General features: G+C 70.5%; 14 protein-coding genes and 1 pseudogene. 6 read left to right on the top strand and 9 right to left on the bottom strand.

From position 1 onward, the window contains the following. Positions 1-382: 382 nt before the first annotated feature. On the bottom strand, positions 383-1291 hold the full coding sequence (locus ACIBAF_RS28515; protein WP_399466886.1) for a glycosyltransferase family 2 protein: 909 nt from the start codon (positions 1289-1291) through the stop codon (positions 383-385). A gap of 165 nt (positions 1292-1456) precedes the next feature. Between ACIBAF_RS28515 and ACIBAF_RS28510 the strand changes: the two genes are divergently transcribed. After that, entirely contained in the window at positions 1457-2416 is a 960-nt protein-coding gene (locus tag ACIBAF_RS28510) for a D-2-hydroxyacid dehydrogenase family protein (protein ID WP_399466763.1), read from the top strand. Positions 2417-2437: 21 nt separating this feature from the next. Here ACIBAF_RS28510 and ACIBAF_RS28505 read toward each other — a convergent pair whose 3' ends face one another. The 3 genes and pseudogenes from ACIBAF_RS28505 to ACIBAF_RS28495 all read right to left on the bottom strand — a co-directional run bounded on the left by ACIBAF_RS28505 (position 2438) and on the right by ACIBAF_RS28495 (position 4072). Continuing rightward, complete coding sequence (locus ACIBAF_RS28505; RefSeq protein ID WP_399466762.1) at positions 2438-2758, bottom strand: hypothetical protein; 321 nt, start codon at positions 2756-2758, stop codon at positions 2438-2440. Then, positions 2742-3613: pseudogene (locus tag ACIBAF_RS28500) on the bottom strand (hypothetical protein). The gene ACIBAF_RS28505 and the pseudogene ACIBAF_RS28500 overlap by 17 nt, the downstream one beginning before the upstream one ends. A 33-nt stretch (positions 3614-3646) precedes the next feature. Then, positions 3647-4072 carry an ATP-binding protein gene (locus ACIBAF_RS28495; protein WP_399466760.1) on the bottom strand — a complete coding sequence of 142 codons (426 nt, stop codon included), beginning with the start codon at positions 4070-4072 and terminating at the stop codon, positions 3647-3649. Positions 4073-4260: 188 nt separating this feature from the next. Between ACIBAF_RS28495 and ACIBAF_RS28490 the strand changes: the two genes are divergently transcribed. From ACIBAF_RS28490 to ACIBAF_RS28480, 3 genes are read left to right on the top strand one after another with little or no spacing between them, the layout of a single operon-like run. Then, positions 4261-5106, top strand: coding sequence for a helix-turn-helix domain-containing protein (locus tag ACIBAF_RS28490; RefSeq protein WP_399466759.1), 846 nt, complete (start codon positions 4261-4263; stop codon positions 5104-5106). Positions 5107-5114: 8 nt separating this feature from the next. Then, on the top strand, positions 5115-5321 hold the full coding sequence (locus ACIBAF_RS28485; protein ID WP_399466758.1) for a DUF397 domain-containing protein: 207 nt from the start codon (positions 5115-5117) through the stop codon (positions 5319-5321). Further along, positions 5291-6127, top strand: coding sequence for a serine hydrolase domain-containing protein (locus tag ACIBAF_RS28480; RefSeq protein ID WP_399466757.1), 837 nt, complete (start codon positions 5291-5293; stop codon positions 6125-6127). Before ACIBAF_RS28485 ends, ACIBAF_RS28480 begins: the two co-directional genes overlap by 31 nt. 33 nt (positions 6128-6160) lie before the next feature. Here the strand turns inward: ACIBAF_RS28480 and ACIBAF_RS28475 are convergent, their stop codons facing one another. The 5 genes from ACIBAF_RS28475 to ACIBAF_RS28455 all read right to left on the bottom strand — a co-directional run bounded on the left by ACIBAF_RS28475 (position 6161) and on the right by ACIBAF_RS28455 (position 20145). Next, positions 6161-6601 carry a hypothetical protein gene (locus ACIBAF_RS28475; protein ID WP_399466756.1) on the bottom strand — a complete coding sequence of 147 codons (441 nt, stop codon included), beginning with the start codon at positions 6599-6601 and terminating at the stop codon, positions 6161-6163. 94 nt (positions 6602-6695) lie between these two features. Beyond that, positions 6696-13157, bottom strand: a complete 6462-nt coding sequence (locus tag ACIBAF_RS28470; protein ID WP_399466755.1) for an RHS repeat domain-containing protein — start codon at positions 13155-13157, stop codon at positions 6696-6698. Between the two features lie 114 nt (positions 13158-13271). Next, positions 13272-17894, bottom strand: a complete 4623-nt coding sequence (locus ACIBAF_RS28465) for a LamG-like jellyroll fold domain-containing protein (RefSeq protein ID WP_399466754.1) — start codon at positions 17892-17894, stop codon at positions 13272-13274. 248 nt (positions 17895-18142) lie between these two features. Continuing rightward, the gene (locus tag ACIBAF_RS28460) at positions 18143-18838 is read right to left on the bottom strand and encodes a response regulator (RefSeq protein WP_399466751.1); all 696 of its coding nucleotides are present in this window, start codon (positions 18836-18838) and stop codon (positions 18143-18145) included. Next, positions 18823-20145 carry a sensor histidine kinase gene (locus ACIBAF_RS28455; RefSeq protein WP_399466750.1) on the bottom strand — a complete coding sequence of 441 codons (1323 nt, stop codon included), beginning with the start codon at positions 20143-20145 and terminating at the stop codon, positions 18823-18825. The genes ACIBAF_RS28460 and ACIBAF_RS28455 overlap by 16 nt, the downstream gene beginning before the upstream one ends. Positions 20146-20364: 219 nt before the next feature. Between ACIBAF_RS28455 and ACIBAF_RS28450 the strand changes: the two genes are divergently transcribed. Both ACIBAF_RS28450 and ACIBAF_RS28445 read left to right on the top strand, forming a co-directional pair. Continuing rightward, positions 20365-21057, top strand: coding sequence for an ABC transporter ATP-binding protein (locus ACIBAF_RS28450; RefSeq protein WP_399466749.1), 693 nt, complete (start codon positions 20365-20367; stop codon positions 21055-21057). Continuing rightward, positions 21054-23474: an FtsX-like permease family protein gene (locus tag ACIBAF_RS28445; RefSeq protein WP_399466747.1), complete on the top strand. Its 2421-nt coding sequence runs from the start codon at positions 21054-21056 to the stop codon at positions 23472-23474. Before ACIBAF_RS28450 ends, ACIBAF_RS28445 begins: the two co-directional genes overlap by 4 nt. Positions 23475-23478: the final 4 nt, after the last annotated feature.

Below are 23478 nucleotides of genomic sequence, written 5' to 3'. Positions count from 1 at the left end.
CGCCCGGCCCGTGCCGGGTCGCTCGCATGCCACGGCGAGTACCCCGCCGGGCTGGCGGAATTCCGCCCCCGGCCGCCGGTATTCCGCCACCCTGTTCCTGACGGTTCCCCGGGAATTTGCTGTAGGTACGGCCGACTCCCGTGTTCGTCCGACGACTTCAGGCCAAGTGACCAGCGATGACGCGGAGAACCGTTGGCCACATGTTAGCGATTCGTTGGCGCGACCTGATGTGATCACAACATCGGAACCGGCCCGACGGTGCGCGCGTGTCGACGCGCAACTCGGGGGAGTGTCGCCGCCGCGGCCGGGTCCGGAGGCGTGCGGGGCTACGGTCGTCGGAGGTGAACGACCGGGCCCCGCACTCCGTTTCGCGTGATGGTGGTCAGATGATCGGCGGTCGGCCGAGTCGGGTCAGCTGCCACACCGTCCGCCACTTCATGGGCCGCCGCGCGCCCGCCGGTTTCCGCACGCCCTCCGCGAACCCGGCGAACCAGGCCTTCAGGCCGCCCGCGGAACGCGTGCGCAGCAGGGTGACGGCGATCCACACGCCCAGGTGAACGGGGATCAGCAGCAGCGGAAGATTCCGCCGGACGAGCCAGACCCGGTTACGGGCGGTGACCCGGTGGTAGATGGCGTGCCGGGCGGGCGAGGTCTTGGGGTGCTGGAGCAGCAGTTCGGGCGCGTAGAGGATCTTCCAGCCGGCGTCGAGGGCCCGCCAGGCCAGGTCGGTCTCCTCGTGCGCGAAGAAGAACTCGGCGGGCCAGTCGCCGGTCTCGGCGAGCATGGTCATGCTCAGGGCGTGGCCGCCGCCGAGGAAGCCGGTGACGTATCCGCCGCGCATCGGGTCGGCGTCGCCGACGCGCGGCACGTGCCGGCGCTGGGTCTCGCCGTGCTCGTCGGCGATGCGGAAGCCGACGATGCCGAGGCCGGGGTCGGCGGCGTACAGGTCGCGGACGCGGCGCAGGACGTCGGCGTCGACGAGCAGCCCGTCGTCGTCCAGTTCCACGACGACGTCAACGTCCCCGAATTCACGGAGCCGGGCGAGGGCGACGTTGCGGCCGCCGGGGCAGCCGAGGTTCTCGTCGAGGTCGATCGTGGTGACCTCGCCGGGCAGGGAGAGGCGGTGCGTGAACTCGGGGAGGCGGCAGCCGTTGCCTACGATCACGATGCGCGCGGGGGCCAGGTCCTGCTTGGCCACCGACTCCAGCAGGGCGTCGACCTCGGCGGGTCGGTTCCCCATGGTGACCACGGCAACGGCGATCCTCGGCTCCACCGGCTTCACCGACTCCACCACGTCCCTCACTCCATCCGGCCCTCGACAGAGCCGCGTCCGTCCATGCGCGGCCTCTCGCGGCCTCGTCGTTCACCTAGATGTTGCCTCAGGTGCGGACGTTGCTCCGGCACCTCCATATTTTGCCTAGTCTCGGACCGGACCGTCCCTCCTGGAGGAAACACCGTGCCCTTCCGCTGTGCCGTGCTAGACGACTTCCAAAACGTCGCGACGACCTTCGCAGACTGGTCTGTCCCTGGTGCGGAGCTGGAGGTGGTGTCCTTCACCGAGCACTTCGGCGACGAGGACGAACTCGCCGCGACGCTCGCCGACTTCGACTGTGCGATCACCCTGCGGGAGCGGGTCGCCTTCCCGGCGTCGGTGTTCGACCGACTCCCCCGGCTGCGGCTGCTGATCGCCTCCGGCATGCGGAACTCGGTGATCGACTACGCGGCGGCGAACGCGAACGGCGTGACGGTGTGCGGCACGGAAAGCTCGTCGACCCCGCCGGTCGAGCTGACCTGGGCGTTGCTGCTGGGCCTCGCACGCGGACTGGTCGAGGAGAGCACCGCGCTGCGGGAGGGCGGCCCCTGGCAGTCCACGGTCGGCGCGGACCTGCACGGGCGGCGACTCGGGCTGCTGGGCCTGGGGAAGATCGGGAGCGCGGTCGCCCGCGTGGGGTCGGCCTTCGGCATGGAGGTGAGCGCGTGGAGCCAGAACCTGACGGAGGAGCGAGCGGAGGGGGTCGGTGTGCGGCTGGCCGCCTCGAAGGAGGAACTGCTCGCCGAGAGCGACTTCGTCTCCGTCCACCTGGCGTTGAGCGACCGCACGCGCGGGCTGATCGGCCCCGCCGAACTGGCTCTCCTGAAACCGACGGCGTACCTGGTCAACACGTCTCGCGCGGCGATCGTCGACCAGGACGCGCTGCTGACGGCGCTGCGGGAGGGGCGTATCGCGGGTGCGGGGGTCGACGTCTTCGACGTGGAGCCGCTGCCGGCCGACCATCCGATGCGGACGGCTCCGCGCCTGCTGGCCACTCCCCACCTGGGGTACGTGTCCCGCGCGAACTACGAGCGGTACTACGGGCAGGCGGTGGAGGGGATCCGGGCGTTTCTGGCGGGGGCGCCGGTGCGGGTGCTGGGGTGAGGGCCCGAGCACCCGACGCTGTCAGTCCTGGAAGAGGTGCTCCGGGTCGGTGACGTGGTACGCACGTTCACGCCAGAGTTGGAGCTGCGCCAGGTCTTCGGTTTCCCGCAGCTTCTTCGCGACGGACGGCGGCACATCGATACTCCGCCAGAAGAAGAGCCGGAGAATCACCGATTGCTCGAGATGCGTACGGAAGCTTTCCTCGTAGCCCTCTCTGAAGGCCTCTTCCGCCCATTCGAGCCACGTTCGGCGGTAGTACTCGTGCCAGATGTACTCGGGCAGGCGCCAGGGTTCCCTCCGCTCTCCCTGACCATCGGCGGCGACGTCAGGAACGTTCGTCATCGAAGAGATCTTCCGCGGTGGCGGCGTGTACGGCACGCTCTGACCAGATGGTGAGCTGGTCGAAGTCGGTGCAGGCTTCAACGCGCTCCCGTACGGGGTCGGGAACATCGATGCCACGCCAGCGCAGGATGTTCAGGGTCATCTCGGCGCGATCCTCGACACGCCCCTCTTTGCGTACCTCCTCGGCGAGCGGGTGTCGCCAGAAGTACTGCATCGCCGTCATCAGGTCCCTCCACATCTGCCGGACCTGGTCATCCGCCAGGCACGAGTCGACGAACTGCACGAGCACCGCGGCACTGTCGCGGTCGATGGTCCGCAGGGCGGCTGCCAGCGATTCCAGTATGGCGGGGGCTTGCCGTCCCCGGCCGTGTGTCATGGCCGAGAGCGCGGCCAAGGGTGGGTCCTGAATGGCCTCCTGCTCGGCGGCGATCACAGGTACGTTGTCCGGCCCCAGCACGAAGGGCCGCACCGTGAGCGAGGGCATACCCCGCACTCCGAAGTGGATGGGCTGTGCCGCCCAGCGGGCCGTGGCGCTGCTCTGGGTGACGACGATGAGGACGGGCTCGCAGCGGTACTTCTCGTAGAGGTAGCTGAGGTAGTACGGCCAACTGCCGCGCTTCCTGTCGTCCGGCTGGCCCTGCGACTCCACGACCAGGAGGTACGTGCCCTCGTCGGTCTCGGCCCGCAGCAGCGTGTCCACGCGCCGCTCAATGGGCTCGATCTCGGTGCGGTCGACGTTCATGCCGGCGAAGTCGTAGGGAAGGGATCCTGTAACACCTGCTGGAGCGCACGGGTGAGTAGCGCCGGGTCCTTCTGGAAGATCCGGTGCAGCGCCTCGTATGACGAGCCGACTATCGGCTCTTCTATCTGTCCGACGTGATCAACGAGCTACGCCGCGTTCAGTTCGCACCACACGAGCTTGCCGCGGCGCCCGAAGCGGGACAGTGGCTGCCAGTGCCAGAGGTCCGAGCAGGCCCGCACCAATGCCATGCCCCGGCCGCTTTCGGCATCGCCGGGCTCCTCCAACCGGCTTGGGGGTTCCGGGGGTTCGGGGTCGGCGTCCCATGCGCCGATCTGGAGGACGCCGTCGCGGTAGCGCAGGCGCAGACAGGCGGGGCCCTTGGTGTGCAGGATCGCGTTGGAGATCAACTCGGAGGCGAGGAGTTCGGCAGTGTCGATGAGGAGGGCGAGGCCGTGGACGGTCAGGATCGCGCGGAGGGTGTGACGGGAGACGGTGACGGCTCTCAGGTCGGTCGCGATGTACAGGGAGTACTCCCAGGAGTCAGGGGTGGGGGCGGGAGCGGTTTCGGGCATGGGGCAGCTCCGAGTCGGTGCGGGGTGGGGTGTTGGGATTGCGGGCGGTGGCATGCCTCAGCCGTCATGGCAGGACGGAGCGGTGCGCTTCCGCAGCGTGAAGATCGCGTCACTGACGGTAGGGTCCAAGCTTGGTCCGATGCAACCGACTGCCCTAATCTGACCCCGAACGAGTCAAGGAGGACGTCATGGCGCGCAGAACACAGGTGACCGCCCGCCAGGAGCGCCTGGGCACCGAACTGCGGAAGCTGCGCGAGGCGGCAGGACTCAAGGGGCGGGAGGCCGCCGCGCTACTGGGAACAGACGCGGGGCGGTTGAGCCAGATCGAGTCCGGCGTCGCCGGGGTGAGCGAGGAGACCGTACGACGGCTCGTCGCCCACTACGCATGTACGGACACGGAGTTGGCCGACGCTCTGGCAGCCATGGCGACCGAGCGGACACGGGGGTGGTGGGAGGAGTACCGGGGGCGGCTGCCCACGGCCTTCCTGGACCTGTCCGAGCTGGAACACCATGCGACCCACTACTGCGACGTGAGCTTCCTCCACATCCCCGGGCTCCTCCAGACCGAGGACTACGCCCGTCGGATCCTCGGCCACCGGGTACCCGAACTACCGTCAGCCGAGCTGGACTTGCGCGTCCGCCACCGGTTGGCACGGGGCGTCGTCCTGGAGCACCCGACTCCGTTCACGACCGTCATCCACGAGGCGGCGCTACGCATCAGGGTGGGCGACCGGGTGGCGGCAAGAGCGCAACTCTCCAGCGTCCTGGACGTCTCGGAAAGGGACCACGTCACCGTTCGCGTCATCCCCTTCGACCTGGACGGTTTCGCCGGCGCCGACAGCGCCATGGTGTACGTGGGCGGAGTGGTCCCGAAGCTGGACACGGTCGTACGCGACGGACCGCACGGAACGGCCTTCATCGACTCCGAGGCCCAACTCGGCCGTTTTCGAACGCTCTTTCATAGGATGGAAGCCGCGTCGCTCGACCCTGGGCGCTCGCGTGACTTCATCCGCAGGCTGGCGAAGGAAGTGTGAGGAGCCCGATGAACGCTCCCGACAACTGGCAGAAGTCCTCGTTCTCCGGCAGCGGAGACGGCAATGCCTGCCTCGAACTCGCCTCCACCCCCACCACCCTCCGCCTCCGCGAAAGCGACACCCCGGCCACGGTCCTCACCACCACCCCTGCCGCCGTCGCCCACCTTCTGGCAAAGGCTCGCTCGTGCGCCGCCGCACTCCCATCTGTGTCCTGAGCGACGCGGCTTCGCCCGAGGTCAGCGGCGGTCATGCCGTGGACCGCTTCGTCGAGATCGGCTCGTTCACCAAGGTCGTCACCGGCACCGCGCTGACCCGCATGGCCGCGGCCGGCGTCCTCTCGCTCGACGATCCGGTCGAGCGGTGGCTGCCCGCGGTTCCCGGGACCGGGATCACGCTGCTGCACCTGGCGCGGCACACGTCCGGCCTCCCCCGCCTGCCGCCCGGGGTCGCGCGCCGGGACCCGTACGCGGCGTTCGACCGGGCCGCGGTGCACCGGTTGCTGAGCCGGCTCGACACGCTCGCCACCCGCCCGCCGGGTCAGGAGGAGGAGTACTCCAACCTCGGCTACGCGTTCCTCGGGGAGGCTCTGACCGTCGCGGCGGGCGCCGGCTACGAGGAGGTGGTGACCGAGTACGTCCTGCGTCCGCTGGATGTGGCGGAGGTGACCGCGAGCCCCGACCCGGACAGGCTCCTGGCCGCGCCGGGCCTGTTCGGAGGGCCGCGCAGGCCGTGGACGATGCGGGGTGCGATCCTGCCCGCGGGAGGTCTGTGGGCCACCCCCCGCGCGGCGGCCGATCTGCTCGTGCGGCTGGCAGTGGAACGCCGGTTGGGGGATCCGGCGCCGTCCTGGCAGACGGCCGGCCCCCTGCACTGGCACAACGGCGCGACGCGCGACGCCTCGCTCTTCGCCGGGGCGATGGACGACGGCCGCTGGGTGCTGATCCACCGCCTCAACGGAGCACCCGAGGAAACGGACCGGGCCGGCATCGAGGTGCTCAAGCGCAGCCGCCCCGCCTCCTGACGCCGACAGCGGGCTGTTCCCAGGCGGGTCCACCTATTCCCAGGCGGGGTCCACGGGGATGTTCCAGCCTTTCAGCATCGCCAGGATCTTCGCCCGGGTCTTCGGCCAGGCGTACCGAAAGGCGCGGTCGCACACTTCCCTGCTCTCCAGAAAGAATTCTATGAAAGTGAAGTAGGCCGTGTCCACCAGCCAACCTGTGGGATCTTCCTCAAGCGCCTCAATGAACTCGAAACAACGCTTGAGGAATTCCTCTCCCTCTGCGTTGATTTCCGGAGATTCCATGAGGGGCTGAAACAGAGGATAAGCGAGCACGTCGGACAGGAACGCCCCTGGGCTGGTATTGACCTGCTCCCAGTGGGTCACCTGCGACATACGCAGGTCGTGACGCTCGGCCGCCTTTTCAAAATGGGGCTTTACCTCCGGGAGCAGTCGCATGAGCTGCGTGACCAGTTCGTCCGAGGAGATTCCTTGCATACCCATTCACCTTCGCATTGCGCTGAATAACACCGCCCCGCCGGCCGGGAATTCCTCCCGGCCGGCGGCACCGCCTGTGGGCGGTCCGGTGCGGTCAGGCCATCGGGCTCACCACATAGCAGTCACCGAAGAAGAGGCACCCCGCGCCCTGGCCGTCGGGAACCACGTCCAGCGGGTCCGTCAGGGATTCACTGAGCTGTTTCGTCGCTTCCTCGAAGCCGTAGTTATAGGCGTCCACCGGGAACTGCGCGACGCTGGCGGCACCGCCCACCACCCCGAAAGCCTTGGCGAAACCCCGGCCCTTGATCTTCTCACCCGAGGGCACGGCCCGCTGCGGCGCCTTCGGATGGAGATTCTCAGGGACGGCGAACTTCTGCCCCGTGACCTCGCTCATCGACTCCGCCGAGATGACGGTATTGATGAGATTGGACACCTTCTTCGTGAGCCCCTCCGCCTTCACTTTCTTCGTGACCTCCCCGGCCACGTCGTCCGCGTTGAGAGCCGTCCAGAGTTCCTTTGATTCGTTGAGCGCGACCTTTCTGTCGGAGTCGGAGAGAATCCCGTCTCCGGTTTTCACCTTGGCCTTCCGATCATCCTCCAGCAGGTCACGCAGACCCGCCAGTTTATCGACGGTCTTCTCGATGTGCCAACTCGTTCCTTTACCTCCGAAGGCCTTGCCCTCGTTCATCTCCTCGATCAGGGCCGTGCCCGTCTTACCGTCGCCCACCACGTCCTTGTCCGCGACCTGCGGCCTGATGTAGAGCTCCTTGATAATCCTTTCGAGGCGCTCGTTCTGCACCGAAGGCATATGGGCGCGCTTCTTGTCCATCCCCGGGTTCGGGTTCTTCTTGGGCTTCGAGGGCTTGCTGGGAATGATCCTTCCGCCCTGGCACCTGCCGGGGTTGTCCTGGCACCACGCCATCATGTCCGGGTCGTAGTTGCCGGTCGGGTCGCTGCGCCGCAGCGGGTTGTTGTGCCCGTAGGCGTAGCCGTTCAGCTGCTGCGGGTCGGCCGGGTCGACCACCGCGTCGGCGCTGAGGAACCGGCCCGTCGCCGGGTCGTACTCGCGGGCTCCGAGGTGGGTGAGGCCGGTCGGGTCCTGCGTACCGCCGATGAAGCCCTTGGTGCCGGGCCAGCTTCCGGCCTGCGGCACCGTGCCGCGTGCTTCGCCGAACGGCATGTTGCGGCGCTGCACCATGACCTGGGTCGCGGCGTCGACGGCGAGTTCGCCGGTGCCGTGGTGGTCGGCGACGACGAACGACAGCGAGCCGTCGTCCTGACGCACCGCGCCCGCCCCGCCGAGGTCGTAGTACCGCCGCGCCGTGGTCTTGCCGGTGGCCTTCGTCCAGGTGATCTCCGTGGCGCCCAGGTACAGCGTGGAAACCCCGCCGGGGCCGTGGCTGATCAGGCGCTTTCCGTCGGCGTCGTACAGGTAGTCGGTGACCGAGGGGCCCTGGGTCACCGAGGCGAGGTTGCCCTCGGAGTCCCAGACGAACGACTGCTTCGCCCCGCCGCTCGGCGTGCGGGACTCGGTGCCGCCGCCGCCCTCGTAGGTGTAGGTGTCCTTGCCGGTGACGGCGCCCGCGGAGGTGACCGACGTCAGGGTGTTCGGCTGGCCCTTGCCGTTCTCGTTGTAGCGGTAGGTGCGGGTGACGTCCCCCGCGGTCTTCCCGGTGGGATCGTGCCGGGTGTCGGTGTCGCGGTTCCCGCCCGTCGTATAGGTGTACGACTGCCAGTACGGCGCCGGACCGCCGAGCGCGGTCGTGCCCGGGGCCGGAGCGCAGTCACCGGCCGGTGTCCACGCCTCGGTCAGCCGCTGCAGGTAGTCGTAGCGGAAGCACTGCCGGTCGGTGCCCTGGCGCGAGGCGTCGGTGACCGAGTCGACGTTGCCCGAGTCGTCGTAGTCGTAGGTGACCGCGCGGTCGACCCCGGCGATTCCCTCGCGCTCGGTGCGGCTCGTGGACAGCAGCTGGGTGCCCGGCTCGTACGTGTTGTTGATCCAGACCCGCTTGCCGGCGTCGCCCAGCTCCAGCTCCTCGAGCTTGCCGGTGAGGCTGTAGCGGGCGTTGCCGACGTAGGTGCCGAGGCCTTCGGCCTTCACCACGCGCTGGAGCCCGTCGTAGGTCGGCGCGACCACCTCGGCGGGCAGGTTCCCCGCCGCCGGGTAGCTGGCGGACTTGACGGTGCCGTCCAGGTTGTACGTGGTGTTGGTCTGGTAGCTGACGCCCGCGGCGCCGCCGAGTCCGGGCTCCGAGGCCGGGATCGACACGGTCGTGCGCAGCGGCCGGTACAGGTTGTCGTACGCGTTGATCGTCTGCGTGTACTTCGCGCCGTCCGCGCCGCCGACATAGCGGGTGGAGCTGCCCAGGTAGCCCTTGCGCACGGTGTCGAAGGTCCAGGAGGCCAGCAGCGGGCCCGTGGTGGAGTTCTCCCGGGTCTCGGTGTGCCGGCCGAGCCGGTCGTAGACGAAAGCGATCTTCTTCTGACGGCCCTCGTCGGTCGCGGTGGTGACCCGGTCCGCGTCGTCGTACGTCGTCCTCGTGGTGCCCGAGTCGGGGTCGGTGGAGGTGAGCTGACGCCCGAGCAGGTCGTAGGTGTAGGAGCGGACCGTCTTGTCCGGGCTGGTGACCTTGGTCAGATGCCCGGAGCTGTCGTGCTCGTACAGCGTGCTGTCGAACGCGCCGGTCGGCGACGACCCGTGGAACTCGCGCAGTTCCCTGGTCCGGCCCTCGGCGTCGAGCACCGTCGCGGTCGGCGTGCTGCCGGCCGGCGGGTCCACGGTGATCAGGTCGGCGCTGTGGGTGGTCGTGGTGCGGGACAGCTCCACGCCCACGCCGTTGCCCCGGAGCGTCCTGGTGACGGTCGGGCGGCCGAGGCCGTCGTACTCGTTGACGGTCTGGGTGTCGACCGCGCCCTGTTCGGTCACGCCGAAGAGCTTGGCCTCCGGCGCCTTGGCGGCGTAGTACGGCGCGTACTTCCGCTCGACCAGGCCGCGTTCGTCGTAGAACGTGTCGTCGATCAGCCGGCCGCCGTCGGGTCCGGCGGACTGCGACTGCCGGGGCCGCAGCCAGCCGTCGTAGAGGATGTACGACGCCTGCTGGCTGCCGTCGTTCATCAGCTTCTTGGCGACGACCGCCGCGATCTCGTTCTCCGCGATGCGGTAGCCGTACTCCAGGCTGGGCGTCGGGCTGGAGGCCTTGGGCCGGTTGGCGAGCCAGGCCTTGGTGAGCCGGCCGAGCGCGTCGAACTCGGCGTCGGTGCGCTTGCCGTTGGTGTCGATCGTGGCGGTGGGCAGCGAGCGGACGCCGTCGAACTCCGTCACGACGGACTGCGCGCTGGACGGGGTGCCGGCGACCAGTTCGGTCCCCGTCACGGTGAGGGTGCCGGGCTTGGTGGCGGTCGCCGCGGTGAAGACGGTCGTACTACTGGCGCCCGACGAGTCGGAGGTGGACTTGGGCCGCCCGTAGCTGTCGTAACCGGTGCTCTTCCACCGGTAGTTCGGCGTGCTGCCGGTGTAGCCGACGAGCTCCTCCTGCTTGGTGACCAGGCCCCGGGTCGGGGCGGCGCCGAAGGCGAGGGAGTCGTAGGTGTTGCGCTTGCGGGAGAGCAGGTGCGCGGGGTAGGTGACGGCCGTGCCGCAGGCCACGTCGAGGACCTCGACCTGCTTGGGCAGGGAGCGCAGCCAGGTGGTGGCGTTGTCGGCGTACGAGGTGGTCGTGCACTGCTCGTCGCCGGACGCGGCCTCACCGAGGTCGCTGTCCTCGATGACCCGTCCCAGGTCGTCGTACGTCGTCGCGGTGGAGGTCTGCTGCCAACTGCCGTCGTGCTTGCGGTCCCAGGTGCGGGTCGCGGCCGTGCCGGTCAGGTTCGCCGTGACCGTGCCCCAGTCCCGGACCCGCTTGGCGGTCTCCTTGCGCCACGGCGTGCTCACGGTCTTGCTCTCCACCGTGCCGCCCGGCCCGGTGTACGCGATCGTCTTGAACTCGGCGCCCTGGAAAGCCTCGTGGTCGGTGAGGCTGCCGCCCTCGCCGTCGGAGACGGTCACCGACTTGGCGCCGCCCGCGGCGTTCTTGCGGTCGCCGTCCATGCCCCGCAGGAACCAGTGCTCGTTCAGCGAGCGCATGCCGTCCCAGCCGCCGGTCTGCACCTGGACCCGGCCGTAGCCGTTCCACTGCGACCAGGTCTTGTACTTCTCCTTGGTCAGGCCGTCGTCGTCGGCGTAGTGCCAGGCGGCGCCGTCGAGGTACGCGTACCGGGTGACCATGTCGTCGGCCTTGCCGGTGCGGTCGGTCGCGGTGACCTGGGTGACGACGTACTTGTTGAACCACTCCAGGACGGGGTCCGGGGCGCCGGCGGGCTGCCAGTACTGCGGGAAGCAGCGGGTGGTGTTGGTCTCCGGCGTGGGCAGCGCGGCGAAGTCGCACTCGGGCTCCGAGTAGGCGACGTCGATGGAACCGCCCGACTCGTCGGAGACGTTCGCGAGCCGGTACTTGATGAAGGGCGCGATGCCGTCACCGAGCCGGTCGAGGCGGTTGGGCCCCTGCTTGTAGCCGAAGGTCACCTTGGGCAGGGTGATCGAGGGGGTGGCGGACAGGCCGGTGTGCTGGATCGACTCCAGGAGCAGGGAGCGGTCGATGTCCGCGTCGCCCCACTTCTGGGTGAACGCCCAGGCGTCGGCGTCCTGGTAGCCGCCCGAGGGCTGGAGGACCTGGGTGGTGATCTTGGAGAGCCGCTTGCGGGACCAGAACGACGGGGCGAACCGGCCCTTGTCGCAGTCGGCGCCCGCCTTGCAGTTCAGGTAGTACGGCGTGTCCTCCCACCGGGTGGGGTTCTTCTCGATCTCCGCGGCGGCGCAGTCGGCGGCCGTGGGCTGGATGCACCGCTCGGCGTTGGTGAAGACGACCTTGCCGGCCGCCTTGGCGGTGAAGAGGGTGTCGCTGCGCTGGCCGTAGTCGATGTGGTCGATGACGCCGCCGCGCTCGTACGGGGTGTCGTCCGCCGCCACCCGGTTACGGCCGTAGGAGTTGGTCTCCGGGTTGTACCAGTACGACATCGCGTTGCCGTGGAGGTCGACGACGTAGTCGAGGTTCCAGCGCCAGGCCTGCTGGCACCAGGACGCCGCGAAGGTCGCCTGGTGGCAGGGCTCGCCGGTGTTGTTGCCGAAGACCGGCACGGTCCAGGTGGACTTCGTCTCGGCCTTGCCCGTGCTCCAGCCGGGGAGGCGGTTGTAGCCGAAGAAGTACTGGAGGCCGTCGGTGGTCGTCACCTTCCAGTATTCGCCGTCGTTGTCGCCGTTCGCCCGCTCGGCGGCGTTGCTGAGCTTCTCGACGCGGGTGCCGTCGTCGTTGCGGATCCGCCAGACGTCCTTGCCGGCCGGGATCAGCTCACCCGCACGGCCGTTGAAGCTGATGGTGGCGTTGTCGTATCCCCAGCACTGGTCGCCGGGGGCGTCGTCCTTGCTCCAGTCGCCGTCCTCGCCGCACGGCTTGTAGCGCCGCTCGATGAAGCCGGTGTTCATGTCGAAGCCCGAACCGACCCAGGAGGACTGGTTGTTGCTCGTGGTGGTCTGGCCGTCCACGGCGCCCGAGGAGTAGCCGACGGACAGCTTGGGCAGCAGTCCGCCGGGCACGGTCGGCGCGGCCAGCGGGTACGACCAGGAGAAGTCGCCGGTCTGGAGACTGGTCTGCCAGGCGGCGGACGACGACAGCGGGGTCGCGGTGTAGTCGCCGGCGCCCGCGGAGCCGCCGTCGGAGTCGGCCACGGCCGCGAGGACGACGGCGGACGCGGCGGAGCGCAGCGCGACGGAGTCGGCGGAGACCGTGCGCTTCTCGCTGTCGTTGCGGCCGGCCACCGGCGTCGTCGTACGGCAGCGGGCCAGCTTCGGCGTGGTCAGCGCGCAGGAGGGCAGGGCGACCAGGCGCAGCCGGGCGCCGTAGTCACCGCCGTACGCCTCGCCGAACGCGGAGTAGTCCAGGCTGACGCCGACGCGCCGAGCGCCCGAGGACGTGCTCGCGGGACCGGCGGCGCTGACGGAGAGCAGGACTCCGTCGAGGCCGAGGCCGCGGGCGGTGTCCTTCGGCAGGAGCCGCACCTGGGCCTGGGTGGAGCCGGTGGCCGCCGGGTCGGCGAGCAGCCGGACGGGCAGGCCGGGCACGGGCAGACCGGATGCGGGCAGCGGCGCGACCGCGGTGCGCCCGGCCTGCTTCGCCGTCGGCTTCTTGCCGACGGCGGCGGCCGCGGCGGGCAGATGTGCAGGGAGGGTGACCTGCGCGGCGCCGGCCTTCGGCCAGCTGGCGTGGGGCGCACGGCGGGGGCCGGAAGCCAGCCCGTCCCGCTTGCGCGGAGTGACCTTGAGCGCCTTGCCGGGCACGGGCTGGTCGGCCTCGACGGCCGGTGTGTGCCGGGTGCCGCCCGGCTGCGAAGCGGCCAGCGCCGGCTCGGCCTGGAACAGGGAGCCGGCCATGAGCGCGGCCACCATCAGGGCCGTGTACCGGGCGGTGTGCCGGTGGAAGCGGGCCGCGCGAGACGCGCGAGGCGGTCGTATGGGTCTGGACAACCCGAGAGTTCCTTACGTCGGTGGGTGGGGGGTCGAGAAGATCGGGGGGCGGTCCGGTCGCTTGCAGGACCCGTGGGCCCGCCTGGTCGCGGGCCCACGGGTCGAAGGCGGGGTCTACGGGCCTGGGACCGTGTCCAGGGACTCCCCGTTGCCGAGCTTGACGATCTGGGCGTCACTGGCCACGCCGGAGAACAGCCACACGTCGTCGATCACGCCCGGCCAGTACTCGCCGGTCGTCCCGTTCTCCTTGTTGCGTCCGAACTGGAGCTGTTTGGTCGCCTGGAACGGCTGGACGTTGGCCCGCCACGACATGGCGTCCAGGACCTGCTCCAGGTGGCCGTTGACGTACAGCCGTGCCTCGTCGGCGAAGGCGTCGTACACGACCGCCAGGTGGTCCCACTCGAAGTCCGACTGGAAACTCGAATGCCGAACCACGGGCCGGGTCGCGTTCGCCGTGTCCGCGCTCGGGAGCTCCAGTTCGTAACCGCCCTGGTTCTGCGGGTCCGTGGGGTCCGGGGCGTAGCGCACGGTGAAGGCGCTGTTGACGGCCCCTTCCGCCGACAGGACGGTGACCTTCTTCTGCGGGCGGGCCGCGGTGTTCACCCAGGCGGTCGCGGTGAAACTCTCCTTGGTGTTCACCGGGACGGTCGCGGCGGCGGCGTAGTCGTCCACCCCGTCCAGGACCAGACCGCCCCCGCCGACCCAGCCGGCGCCCGGCTGCACCGACGCCTGCGCGCCCAGGACCGCCGGCCGCTTCCCGGCGCTGTCGTCCGGGCTGGACGCCGGCGTGCCCGCCGTGGTGGCGTCGAACTTCCAGCGCCCCTTCACCTGCGGGTGCTGCTTGAACAGGTCACCGGCCTCGTCCTTGGAGACCACCCGGTCGTACATGCGGACGTCGTCGATCTGCCCCTTGAAGAACGAGTCGGGCCGGCCGCCGTACGATCCCGCGCCGACCTGCACCGGACCGGTGGCGTCCCAGGGAGCGGGCGTGAACGGCACCGTGGAGACGAGAGCGCCGTCCACGAAGAGCCGCAGCTCCTTCAGCGTGCTGTCGTAGACACCGAGCAGATGGTGCCAGCTGTCGCCGGGGTAGACCTGGTCGGCGGCGGGCTTGCCGAGGTTGGCCATGGCCCGGGTCGGCTGGACGCCCGCCGCGTCGGAGTTGTACCGGTTGAAGACCCAGCGGCGGTACGAGCCCGAGTAGTAGAGCTCGAAGCCGCTCTGCTGCGCGCCTGCCTGGGTGGCGATGATCTGCGCGGACGTCGACTCCGCCTTGGGGAGTCTGGCCCAGGCCGACACCGAGAAGCTGCGCAGGGTGTTGAGCTGCGGCCCGGCGGTGCTCGCGTAACCGTTGTCGGTGGAGCTGAGGTCCAGGGCGCCGGCCACGTTGCCCGGGACGCCGAACCTGCCGCCGGCGCCCTTGAGGACCAGCGGGTTCACCTGGCTCTCGCCCTTCGCCACCTGGGAGGTGGCCGCGTCGTCGAAGTCCCAGACCGCCTTGGCCGGACGGCCGGCGGTCACGGCCTCCTGGCGCGCCAGCCGAGCGACGTCCGCCGCGCCCAGGGGGCGGTCGTAGACGGCGGTCTCGTCGATCGCGCCCTGCCACGGCTCGGCATAGGCGCCGTTGTACTTGGCACGGCCGAACTGGAGGTTGGCAGCGGCGTGCCAGGGGGTGGTGATCGTGGACGTGCCGGCCGCGACACCGTCGACGTACAGGGTGTACTTGCCGGCCGCCGCGTCACGGACGGCCGCGAGGTGGGTCCACTTGCCGACCTCCGGCGCGGCCTGCGACAGCACCCGCTGGGCGGCGAAGTCGGCCCCGGAGGCGTCCTTGGCGGGCACGCGCAACGCCCAGCGCCCGCTGCCCTTCTCGTAGCCGAGGTAGAAGCCCGCCTGCGAGGTGCCGTCGACGCTGACCGCGGTGCCGGTGGCGGCGTCCGAGTCGAGACGCACCCAGGCAGACACGGTGAAGTCGCCGTCGGTGTCGAGCAGATGGGGGCCGGCGGCCGCGTAGCCGTCGGTGGCGCCCGCCTTGTTCAGGCCGAGGGCCGTGCCGCGGACGCCCGGTTCACCGAGCGCCGCGGCGCCGTCGAGCAGCGCGGGCCGCGCGCCGCCGCTGCCCGGGTCCTCGGTCGAGCCGGCCGGCGCGTCGAGCGTCCAGGCGGCGCGTTCGGGCTGGCCGGTGGCCACCCGGAACTGGTAGCTCGCGATCGTGCTGTCGTTGTTGTTGGCGTCCCAGGCCATGACGTAGAGGGTGTTGAGCCCCGGCCGGGTCGGCATCACGTCGATCGAGACGGGCGCTCCGGGTGTCGCGGGCTTGCGCTCGTTGGCCGCGGTCGGGTCCACGTTCAGGCCGAACCAGTACTTGACGACGTCCGTCGCGGTCGAGTCGATGGTGAAGCGGCCGTACCGTCCGACGCCGTCCAGCCACGGGTCGAGCGGGTCGTCGGTGTGCGAGACGGGGTACTGCGCGGAGCTCACGGTCGGTGCGGCCGGGTGCTTGGAGTCGTAGGTCAGGTAGCAGGCCGTCTGGGTGTCACCGGCGTAGCTCCAGGGCCCCCACAGCTTGCCGTCCGAGGCGCGCACGCTCCACGCGGCCTTGACTTTCTGCGGGATGCTCGACGGCAGCGTGATCGTGAACGGCTGCCCGGAGGCCTTGGGGCCGATACGGCCGGAGTTCCAGTGCTCCTTCCAGCCGTCGCCCGAGTCCCAGTCGACCTTGAACTCCGCGTACACCTGGTCCTTGTCGGGGTCCGACAGGACGGCGGTCGCCTTGGGGATGACGTTCACCGCCTTGGGCGTCACCGTGCAGCTGCCGCCGGGGTTCATGGTCAGCTGCGACTGCTTGGGCTGGTTCGGCGGGTTGTTGTACTCGACGCGCAGGAAGCCGTTGCCCGCGAAACGCTTCCACTGCGTCTCGGCGCTCTCGTTGGGCGCCTTCAGCCCGAAGGTGAGCGAGGTCTGCTTGTTGGCGGCGGCCCAGACGACCGCGTCCTTGGCGTTGAACTCCAGGTCGCCGTCCGGGCAGGAGGCGGTCGCGCCCTTCGCCGCCGTCACGGTCGGCATCTGGTCGATCCAGTAGCCCGACGCCTTCTGGTCGTTCCAGGACGTCGTCGAGGTGAGCGGCTTGGTACGCCAGAACTCCACCGGCTGCTTGGTGCAGTTGTACGCGAACGTCTCGCGGACGACGAACTCGGCGCTGGTGATGCTCTTACCCGCGAAGTTGGTCACCGGCAGCTTGTAGAACAGCCGCTTGGCGTCGTTCGGCGCGCACTTGAGGCCGGTGAAGTTCGGCGGGCAGAAGCCCAGGCCCGCGTCGTCGGCGCCGTCGAACTTGTAGAAGTCGGCGTCGGGGTACGCGCGGGAGACCATCGCATAGGCGGACGCACGCGGCGAGGACCAGGCCGGGTCGATGAACACCGGGTACTGGGTGTCCTCACCGGAGAGCAGCTTCGGGTCGGGCGTGAGGAGGAGGGCGTTCCCGGCCACGGAGGCGTGCACGTCGGCCCGCGTGGAGGCGTCACCGGGACCTTCGTAGAGGTCGGCGGGGGGCGCGATACGCGAACCGGCGTTCGCCGCGGCCGACTTGGCGGAGGCGGCGGTGTTGCCGGGCAGGGCCGACTTGGCGGACTTGGCGATGTTGCCGGGCAGGGCCGGCTTGGCGGACGCTGCGGTGCTGCCGGGCACGGCCGAATCGGCGGACTTGGCGGTGCTGCCGGACACGGCCGACTTGGCGGACGCTGCGGTGCTGCCGGGCACGGCCGAATCGGCGGACTTGGCGGTGCTGCCGGACACGGCCGACTTGGCGGTGCCGACGGGGCTGGTGGGGGTGCTGGGGCCAGTGGGGGTCCCGGGGCCGGCCGGACTGGCAGGGCCGGCGGGGCTGGTGGGCGATGTTTGTGTCTGGGCGCCCGCGTCCGTGTTCGCAGCCGAACCGGTGCCGGCGCCGGCACCCGCGCCCGCTTCGCGGGAGTCCCACATCACCGGCTGCGCCGCCTCGAAGGCCACGCCTCCCGCCTCGGTGTCGACCGCTTCGAGGCCTCCGGCGGCAGTGGAACGGACGGTGAGCCCCTTGCCGGCGATGGGCATTCTCAGTCGGGACAGCGCGGGGTTCGCCGCGGCCTCGGCGCTCTTGACGACCAGGACCTGGGAGAAGCCGTCGGGCTCCGCGGTCATCCGCAGGTCCACGTCCGGCAGGACCTCCGGATAGGTCACGGACGACCCGGAGAGCACCGGCGCGGGCAGCGTGCCGGGCCACGACAGGGACAGCTCCCGGCCCGCCTTGACCATCCTGACCAGCGGATCCCGGCTGCCGCCCGCCGAGAACACCACATCGGCGGCGGAGGCGACGGGCGCGATGCCGACCCCGTCCAGCCGCCGCAGGCCGGTGTCGATGTCGACCCACTTGCCTGCCCGGCGGGTGCGCACCGGTTCCAGATGCGTGATCTCCGTGAGGCTGCCGCTCGCATTGGCGAACACCTCGCGGTTCGCGCCGCGTTCGGAGACGACCTCCACTCGATGCCCGACTCGACGGGCCTGCTCCCGCGCCCGGTCGATGTCGGGGGAAAGGGTGTCCGGGGTGGGATCGTCGGCGGCGGGGGACTGGGTCCGGGCCGCATCCGAGGTCTGCGCCACCGCGGTGGCCAGGGACGATCCCGGTAGCTGCCCCGTGAGCAACGCCCCGACCAACAGAGAGATCGCGCCGACGGCTGCTCTCCCCCGATTTCTTTCAGCCACTCCAGCACCCTTCACGCATTCTTCAAATGTGAAGATCACTATCCGGCCACGTCATTCAAGCTGTCAATCAGCTTTGTGTGAGCCTCAAATCACCTTTTTTTGTTCATATCTGAATCAACGTCAGGCACTCTGCAGCTACAACAGTCCGTTCTCAGGCCTGCATTGACATCGCAGAACACGAACGCCGCAGGTCGAGGGCCGCTGCGAACGCCATGGCCGACACTGAACTCTCCATAACAGGCCAGCAGTCAGGAGGCTCCGCCGCCCGGAGAGACAAGCCCCGTCTCATACGCGAGGACGACGGCCTGGACGCGGTCGCGCAGATCCAGCTTGGACAGGATGCGGCCGATGTGGGTCTTGATCGTGGTCGGGCTGAGCAGCAGACGGTCCGCGAGTTCGGCGTTGCTCAGGCCCGTCGCGAGCAGGCTGAGCACCTCGAGCTCGCGCGGGGTCAGGCCGGACAGGTCGTGGCGGAGAGCGGCCGGCCGGTCCTCTTCCCGCTGGGCGAAGCGCTCGATCAGACGGCGGGTGATCGCGGGGGCGAGCAGGGCGTCGCCGGACTGCACCAGGCGTACGGCGGCGACGAGATGCTCGGGAGTGACGTCCTTGAGCAGGAAGCCGCTGGCGCCGGCGGTCAGCGCGGCGTACACGTAGTGGTCGAGATCGTATGTGGTCAGGATGATGACCCTGGTGCCCGCCGACCCGCCGTCGGCGAGGATCCGCCTGGTCGCTTCGATGCCGTCCATCCGCGGCATCCGGATGTCCATGAGCACGACGTCGGGCCGGGTGCGCCGGACCGCGGCGAACGCCTCGGCTCCGTCGGCCGCCTCGGCCGTCACCTCGATGCCGTCCGCGGCGAGGATCATTCCGAAGCCGGTGCGTACGAGGGCCTGGTCGTCGGCGATGACGACGCGCAGCGCCGGCCGGTTCACGCCGTCCGCCACGGGACTCGGGCCTTGATCCGGTAGCCGCCGGCGAGGGTCGGACCGGCCGTGAGTTCGCCGCCGTAGACCGCCAGCCGTTCGCGCAGCCCGATCAGCCCGCGGCCGTTGCCGTCCGCCCGAGGGGCGGTGCGGGCGGCTCCGGTGTCGGTGATCTCGATCTCCAGTGAGTCTCCGGTGTATCCGACGGTGACGCAGGCATCGGCGCCGGGCGCGTGTTTGATGGTGTTGGTCAGCGCCTCCTGTACGACGCGGTACGCCGCGAGGTCCACACCGGGCGGCAGCGGGTCGGGCGGCAGCGACATCGCGACGCCGACCGGTGTCCCGGCGGCACGTACCCGCTCGATCAGGGCGTCGAGCTGCTTGAGGCCGGGCTGCGGTTCGAGACCGTCGGCGGGGCTGTCGGGGCGGCCGGTGTCCGGGGCGGCCAACAGGCCCATCACATGCCGCAGTTCGGCCATCGCGGCCCGGCCTCCGGCCTCGACCGCCAGCAGGGCCTGCTTCGACCGCTCCGGCGCCGCGTCCATCACCTTGCGCGCCGCGCCCGCCTGGATGACCATCACGCTCACATTGTGGGTCACGACGTCGTGCAGTTCGGCGGCGATCCGGGCCCGCTCCTCCTCCACGGCCCGGCACATGCTCTCCTCCTGGGCCTGCTGCAGCCGTGTGTACCGGTCCCGGCTGGCCGCGAGCCGCCGCTGCCAGAAGCGGACGGTGCTGGCCAGCACCCCGGCGACCAGCAGCACGACCGCTGGGCTCGACCATCCCGGCAGCACCGGTTCCGTGTCCCGGAACGCGAGGCCGGCCAGCACGGCGGCGACGCCCAGCCCGGCCGTCGCCCGCGCCCGGTGACGGCTGTACATGGTGGCGCTGTAGGCGCCGATGACGCAGGTCAGCACGTTGATCCAGGAGGCGTCGTCGCCGATGGCCAGCGCCGCGCCCAGCACCACCCCGAACGTGGCCAGCGGATACCGGCGCCGGGCCGCCAGCGGCAGCGCGGACAGGACGACCAGCGGCCAGGCCGGGGAGGAGGGTTCGTCCTCCGCGACCCGCGCACCCGGTACGGGGGGCGTCGGCGGGCGCGGGTCCGGCAGCCTTTCCCCGGCATACGAGGACTCGACCTTCGAGCTGATCCGAACCGGCCCGTCGCCGGGATAGCGCGACGCCACGATCAGCGCGACGACGGTCAGCAGGACCGCCAGCACCACATCGGCGCGCACGGCCCGCCGCGACCGCGGGGCGTCCCGCGCCTCCGACCGCAGCGCGTCGCGCAGTTGCCGACGCCAGCCTTGCCGGTCCTCCGTCTCCACCGGCTCATTGTGCGGACCCCGGGCCCTCTCCGGCGTCCCCCTGCGCGGTCGATTCGCCGTACCTCAGGCGTACTTCGCAGGGATGAGGCCGAGGGCGCCTCGTTCGCGAGGAGGCCCGGACGTCGGCGCCGCGGCCGACGCGCCCCACCGGACCACGGCCCTACCTTCACTGGGCTTGCACAGACATCTCCCGCTCGACCGCAAGGACGGACCACACCCATGACTCACGTGATCGAACTGGCGGGCGTGGCGAAGCGCTACGACAGCGCCGGTGCGCCCGCACTCGGACCGCTGGACCTCGGCATCACCCAGGGGGAGGCGCTTGCCGTGACCGGTCCCTCCGGCAGCGGCAAGTCCACACTGCTGAACCTCGTCGCCGGCCTCGACAAGCCGACCGAGGGCGCCGTGACCGTGGCCGGGCAGCGGATCGACCAGCTGAGCGAGCACGCGCTGGCCCGGTTCCGCCGCGAGCAGATCGGCATGGTCTTCCAGTTCTTCAACCTGCTCGACGATCTCACCGTCGCCGACAACATCCAGCTCCCCGCCCAACTGACCGGGACCGCGCGGCGCAAGGCGGCGGCCCGCGCCGACGAGCTCATGGAACTGCTGGGCATCGCCAAGCACGCCCGCGCCTACCCGGGCCGGCTGTCCGGCGGCGAGCGCCAGCGGGTCGCGGTCGCCCGGGCGCTGGTCAACCGGCCGGCGCTGCTGCTCGCCGACGAACCGACCGGCGCGCTCGACACCGCCTCGGGGCACGACGTACGGGAGCTGCTGGTGGAGCTGCACCGCGGCGGGCAGACCGTCGTGCTGGTCACGCATGACATGGCGCTGGCGCAGGCGTGCGCGAGCCGCACCGTTCGGCTGGTCGACGGCCGTCTCTCCCTCGACACGCGTGCGGAGGCCGTCCGATGAGCCTCTTCGGCGCCGGCGCGCTCGGCCGGGTCGTACGCTCCGGGGTGGGCCGGCGCCGGGTGCAGACGGTGGTGATCGCCGTGGCCACCATGATGGCCGTCGCCGCGGCCGTGATCGCCGGGTCGCTCATCGTCGCCTCGAACGCCCCCTTCGACCACGCCTTCGCGAAGCAGCACGGTGCGCACCTCACCGCGCAGTTCGATCCGGCCAAGGTGAGTGCGGCGCAGTTGAAGGCGACGACGCGGCTGGACGGCGTCACAGCGAGCGCGGGGCCGTATCCCTCGACGACCATCAGCCCGGTGGATTCGAACGGCGGGCACCTGCCGGAGGTGAGTCTGGTCGGGCGGTCCGGTCCGCACGGCGACGTGGACGACCTGGACCTGAAGTCCGGCCGGTGGGCCGCGAAGCCGGGCGAGGTCGTTCTCTCCGCGTCGTTCGAAGGCCCCTTCCTCGAGGTCGGTTCCACCCTGAGGACGTCGGACGCCGCCGACAGCGCGACCCTGAAGAGCGCGGCCCTGAAGAGCGCGGCCCTCAAGGTCGTGGGCTTCGCGGTGTCGGCCGGCCGGACCGCCGACGCCTGGGCGACCCCGGAGCAGGTCAGCGCGCTGGCCTCGCAGGACACACCGGTCACGAGCCAGATGCTCTACCGCTTCGACTCCGCGGGAACCAAGGCGCAGATCTTGGCCGACCGCGAGAAGCTCACCGCCGCCGTACCGGCCGGGGCGTTGGTGGGCGTCCAGTCCTACCTGGACACCAAGCGTGCCGCCGACAAGGGCGCGGCGGCGACCATCCCGTTCATGGTGGCCTTCGGCGTGCTCGGCATCGTGATGTCCGTGATCATCGTCAGCAGTGTGATCAGCGGCGCGGTCGGCGCCGGTCTGCGCCGGATCGGCATCCTCAAGGCCATCGGCTTCACCCCGCGCGAGGTCGTGCGGGCCTATGTGGCCCAGGCGCTGATCCCGGCCGGCGCGGGGATCGCGCTCGGGGTCGTGCTGGGCCATGTGCTGGCCATTCCGCTGCTGAAGGACACCGAGCAGGCGTACGGCGCCGCCTCGCTGACGGTGGCCTGGTGGGTGGACGTCGTCGTGCCGGCCGTGGCACTGCTGGTCGTCGGGATCGCGGCGCTGGTCCCGTCGCTGCGGGCCGGGAGGCTGCGCACGGTCGAGGCCATCGCGGTCGGCCGGGCGCCCCGCACAGGTCGCGGCCAGTGGGCGCACCGGGCGGCCGGCCGGCTGCCGCTGCCGCGGGCGGTGACCTACGGCCTCGCCGGCACCTTCGCGCATCCGGTCCGTACGGCCGCGATGCTGCTCGCGGTGGCCTTCGGCACGGTCGCGGCGACCTTCGCGGTGGGACTGACCTCGTCCCTGAACGCGATCGGCGGCGCGTCGGATCCCGAGGACCGCGCAGCGGTCACCGCCATCGTCGGCGGGCCGACCGTCCCGGGCGGCGCCGGAGGCGGAGTTCGCCGCATGCGCCCCCAGGAAGGGAGTGACAGCCCTCCGTCCGCCGACCCGGCGAAGGTCCGCGCCGCGATCGAGGCGCAGGCCGGCACCGCTTCGTACTACGGCATGTCCAAGGACGACGTCACCGTGGCAGGGATCTCCGGCTCGGTCCGGGCCACCTTCTACCAGGGTGACTCACGCCCCGGCAGCTACGAGATGATCTCCGGTCACTGGCTCACCGGCGCCGGGCAGGCCGTCGTGCCCACAGGTTTCCTGGAACGGGCCGGCGCCAAGATCGACGACACGGTCCGGGTGACCCTCGGGAAGGACACCCGGACCCTGAAGATCGTCGGCGAGGCCTTCGACACCTCGAACGACGGCCTGTCGATCCACGCGGACCTCGCCGACTTCGCCGGGGCCGAGCCCCAGGTCTTCCAGATCGAGGTGAAGCCGGGCGTCTCCCCCGCCGCGTACGCCGAGAAGCTCCACGCGGCGGTGGAGCCCCTCGGCGGCGACGTCATGGCCAACTCCGCCTCGCAACAAGAGAACATGATCCTCGTCCTGGACGCGATCGCGGCGCTGCTCACCCTCATGCTGGTCTCCGTGGCAGGCCTCGGCGTGCTCAACTCCGTCGTCCTCGACACCCGTGAACGCGTCCACGACCTGGGCGTCTGCAAAGCACTCGGCATGTCGCCGCGGCAGACCGTGAGCCTCGTACTCGCCTCGGTGGCCGCGATCGGCGTGCTCGGCGGACTGATCGGGGTACCTCTCGGGGTCGCGCTGCACGGTTTCGTGCTGCCGGTGATGGGGCACGCGGCGGGCACGAATCTGCCGCCGTCGATCCTCGATGTGTACGACGCTCCCCAGCTGGTGCTGCTGGGGCTGGCCGGCATCGCGACAGCCGTGCTGGGTGCGCTGCTCCCGGCCGGCTGGGCGGCCAGGGCCCGCACGGCGACGGCGCTCCGCACGGAGTAGGCCG

It is taken from the genome of Streptomyces sp. NPDC051677, assembly GCF_044453465.1.
Lineage (GTDB): Bacteria > Actinomycetota > Actinomycetes > Streptomycetales > Streptomycetaceae > Streptomyces.
This window is presented reverse-complemented; position numbering and strand designations above follow the sequence as displayed.

Excerpts from the sequence above, each read along its gene's own strand:
- ACIBAF_RS28505 (WP_399466762.1), bottom strand. The coding sequence starts at position 2,758 with ATGACGAACGTTCCTGACGTCGCCGCCGATGGTCAGGGAGAGCGGAGG.
- ACIBAF_RS28495 (WP_399466760.1), bottom strand. The coding sequence starts at position 4,072 with ATGCCCGAAACCGCTCCCGCCCCCACCCCTGACTCCTGGGAGTACTCC.
- ACIBAF_RS28490 (WP_399466759.1), top strand. The coding sequence starts at position 4,261 with ATGGCGCGCAGAACACAGGTGACCGCCCGCCAGGAGCGCCTGGGCACC.
- ACIBAF_RS28485 (WP_399466758.1), top strand. The coding sequence starts at position 5,115 with ATGAACGCTCCCGACAACTGGCAGAAGTCCTCGTTCTCCGGCAGCGGA.
- ACIBAF_RS28475 (WP_399466756.1), bottom strand. The coding sequence starts at position 6,601 with ATGCAAGGAATCTCCTCGGACGAACTGGTCACGCAGCTCATGCGACTG.
- ACIBAF_RS28450 (WP_399466749.1), top strand. The coding sequence starts at position 20,365 with ATGACTCACGTGATCGAACTGGCGGGCGTGGCGAAGCGCTACGACAGC.
- ACIBAF_RS28445 (WP_399466747.1), top strand. The coding sequence starts at position 21,054 with ATGAGCCTCTTCGGCGCCGGCGCGCTCGGCCGGGTCGTACGCTCCGGG.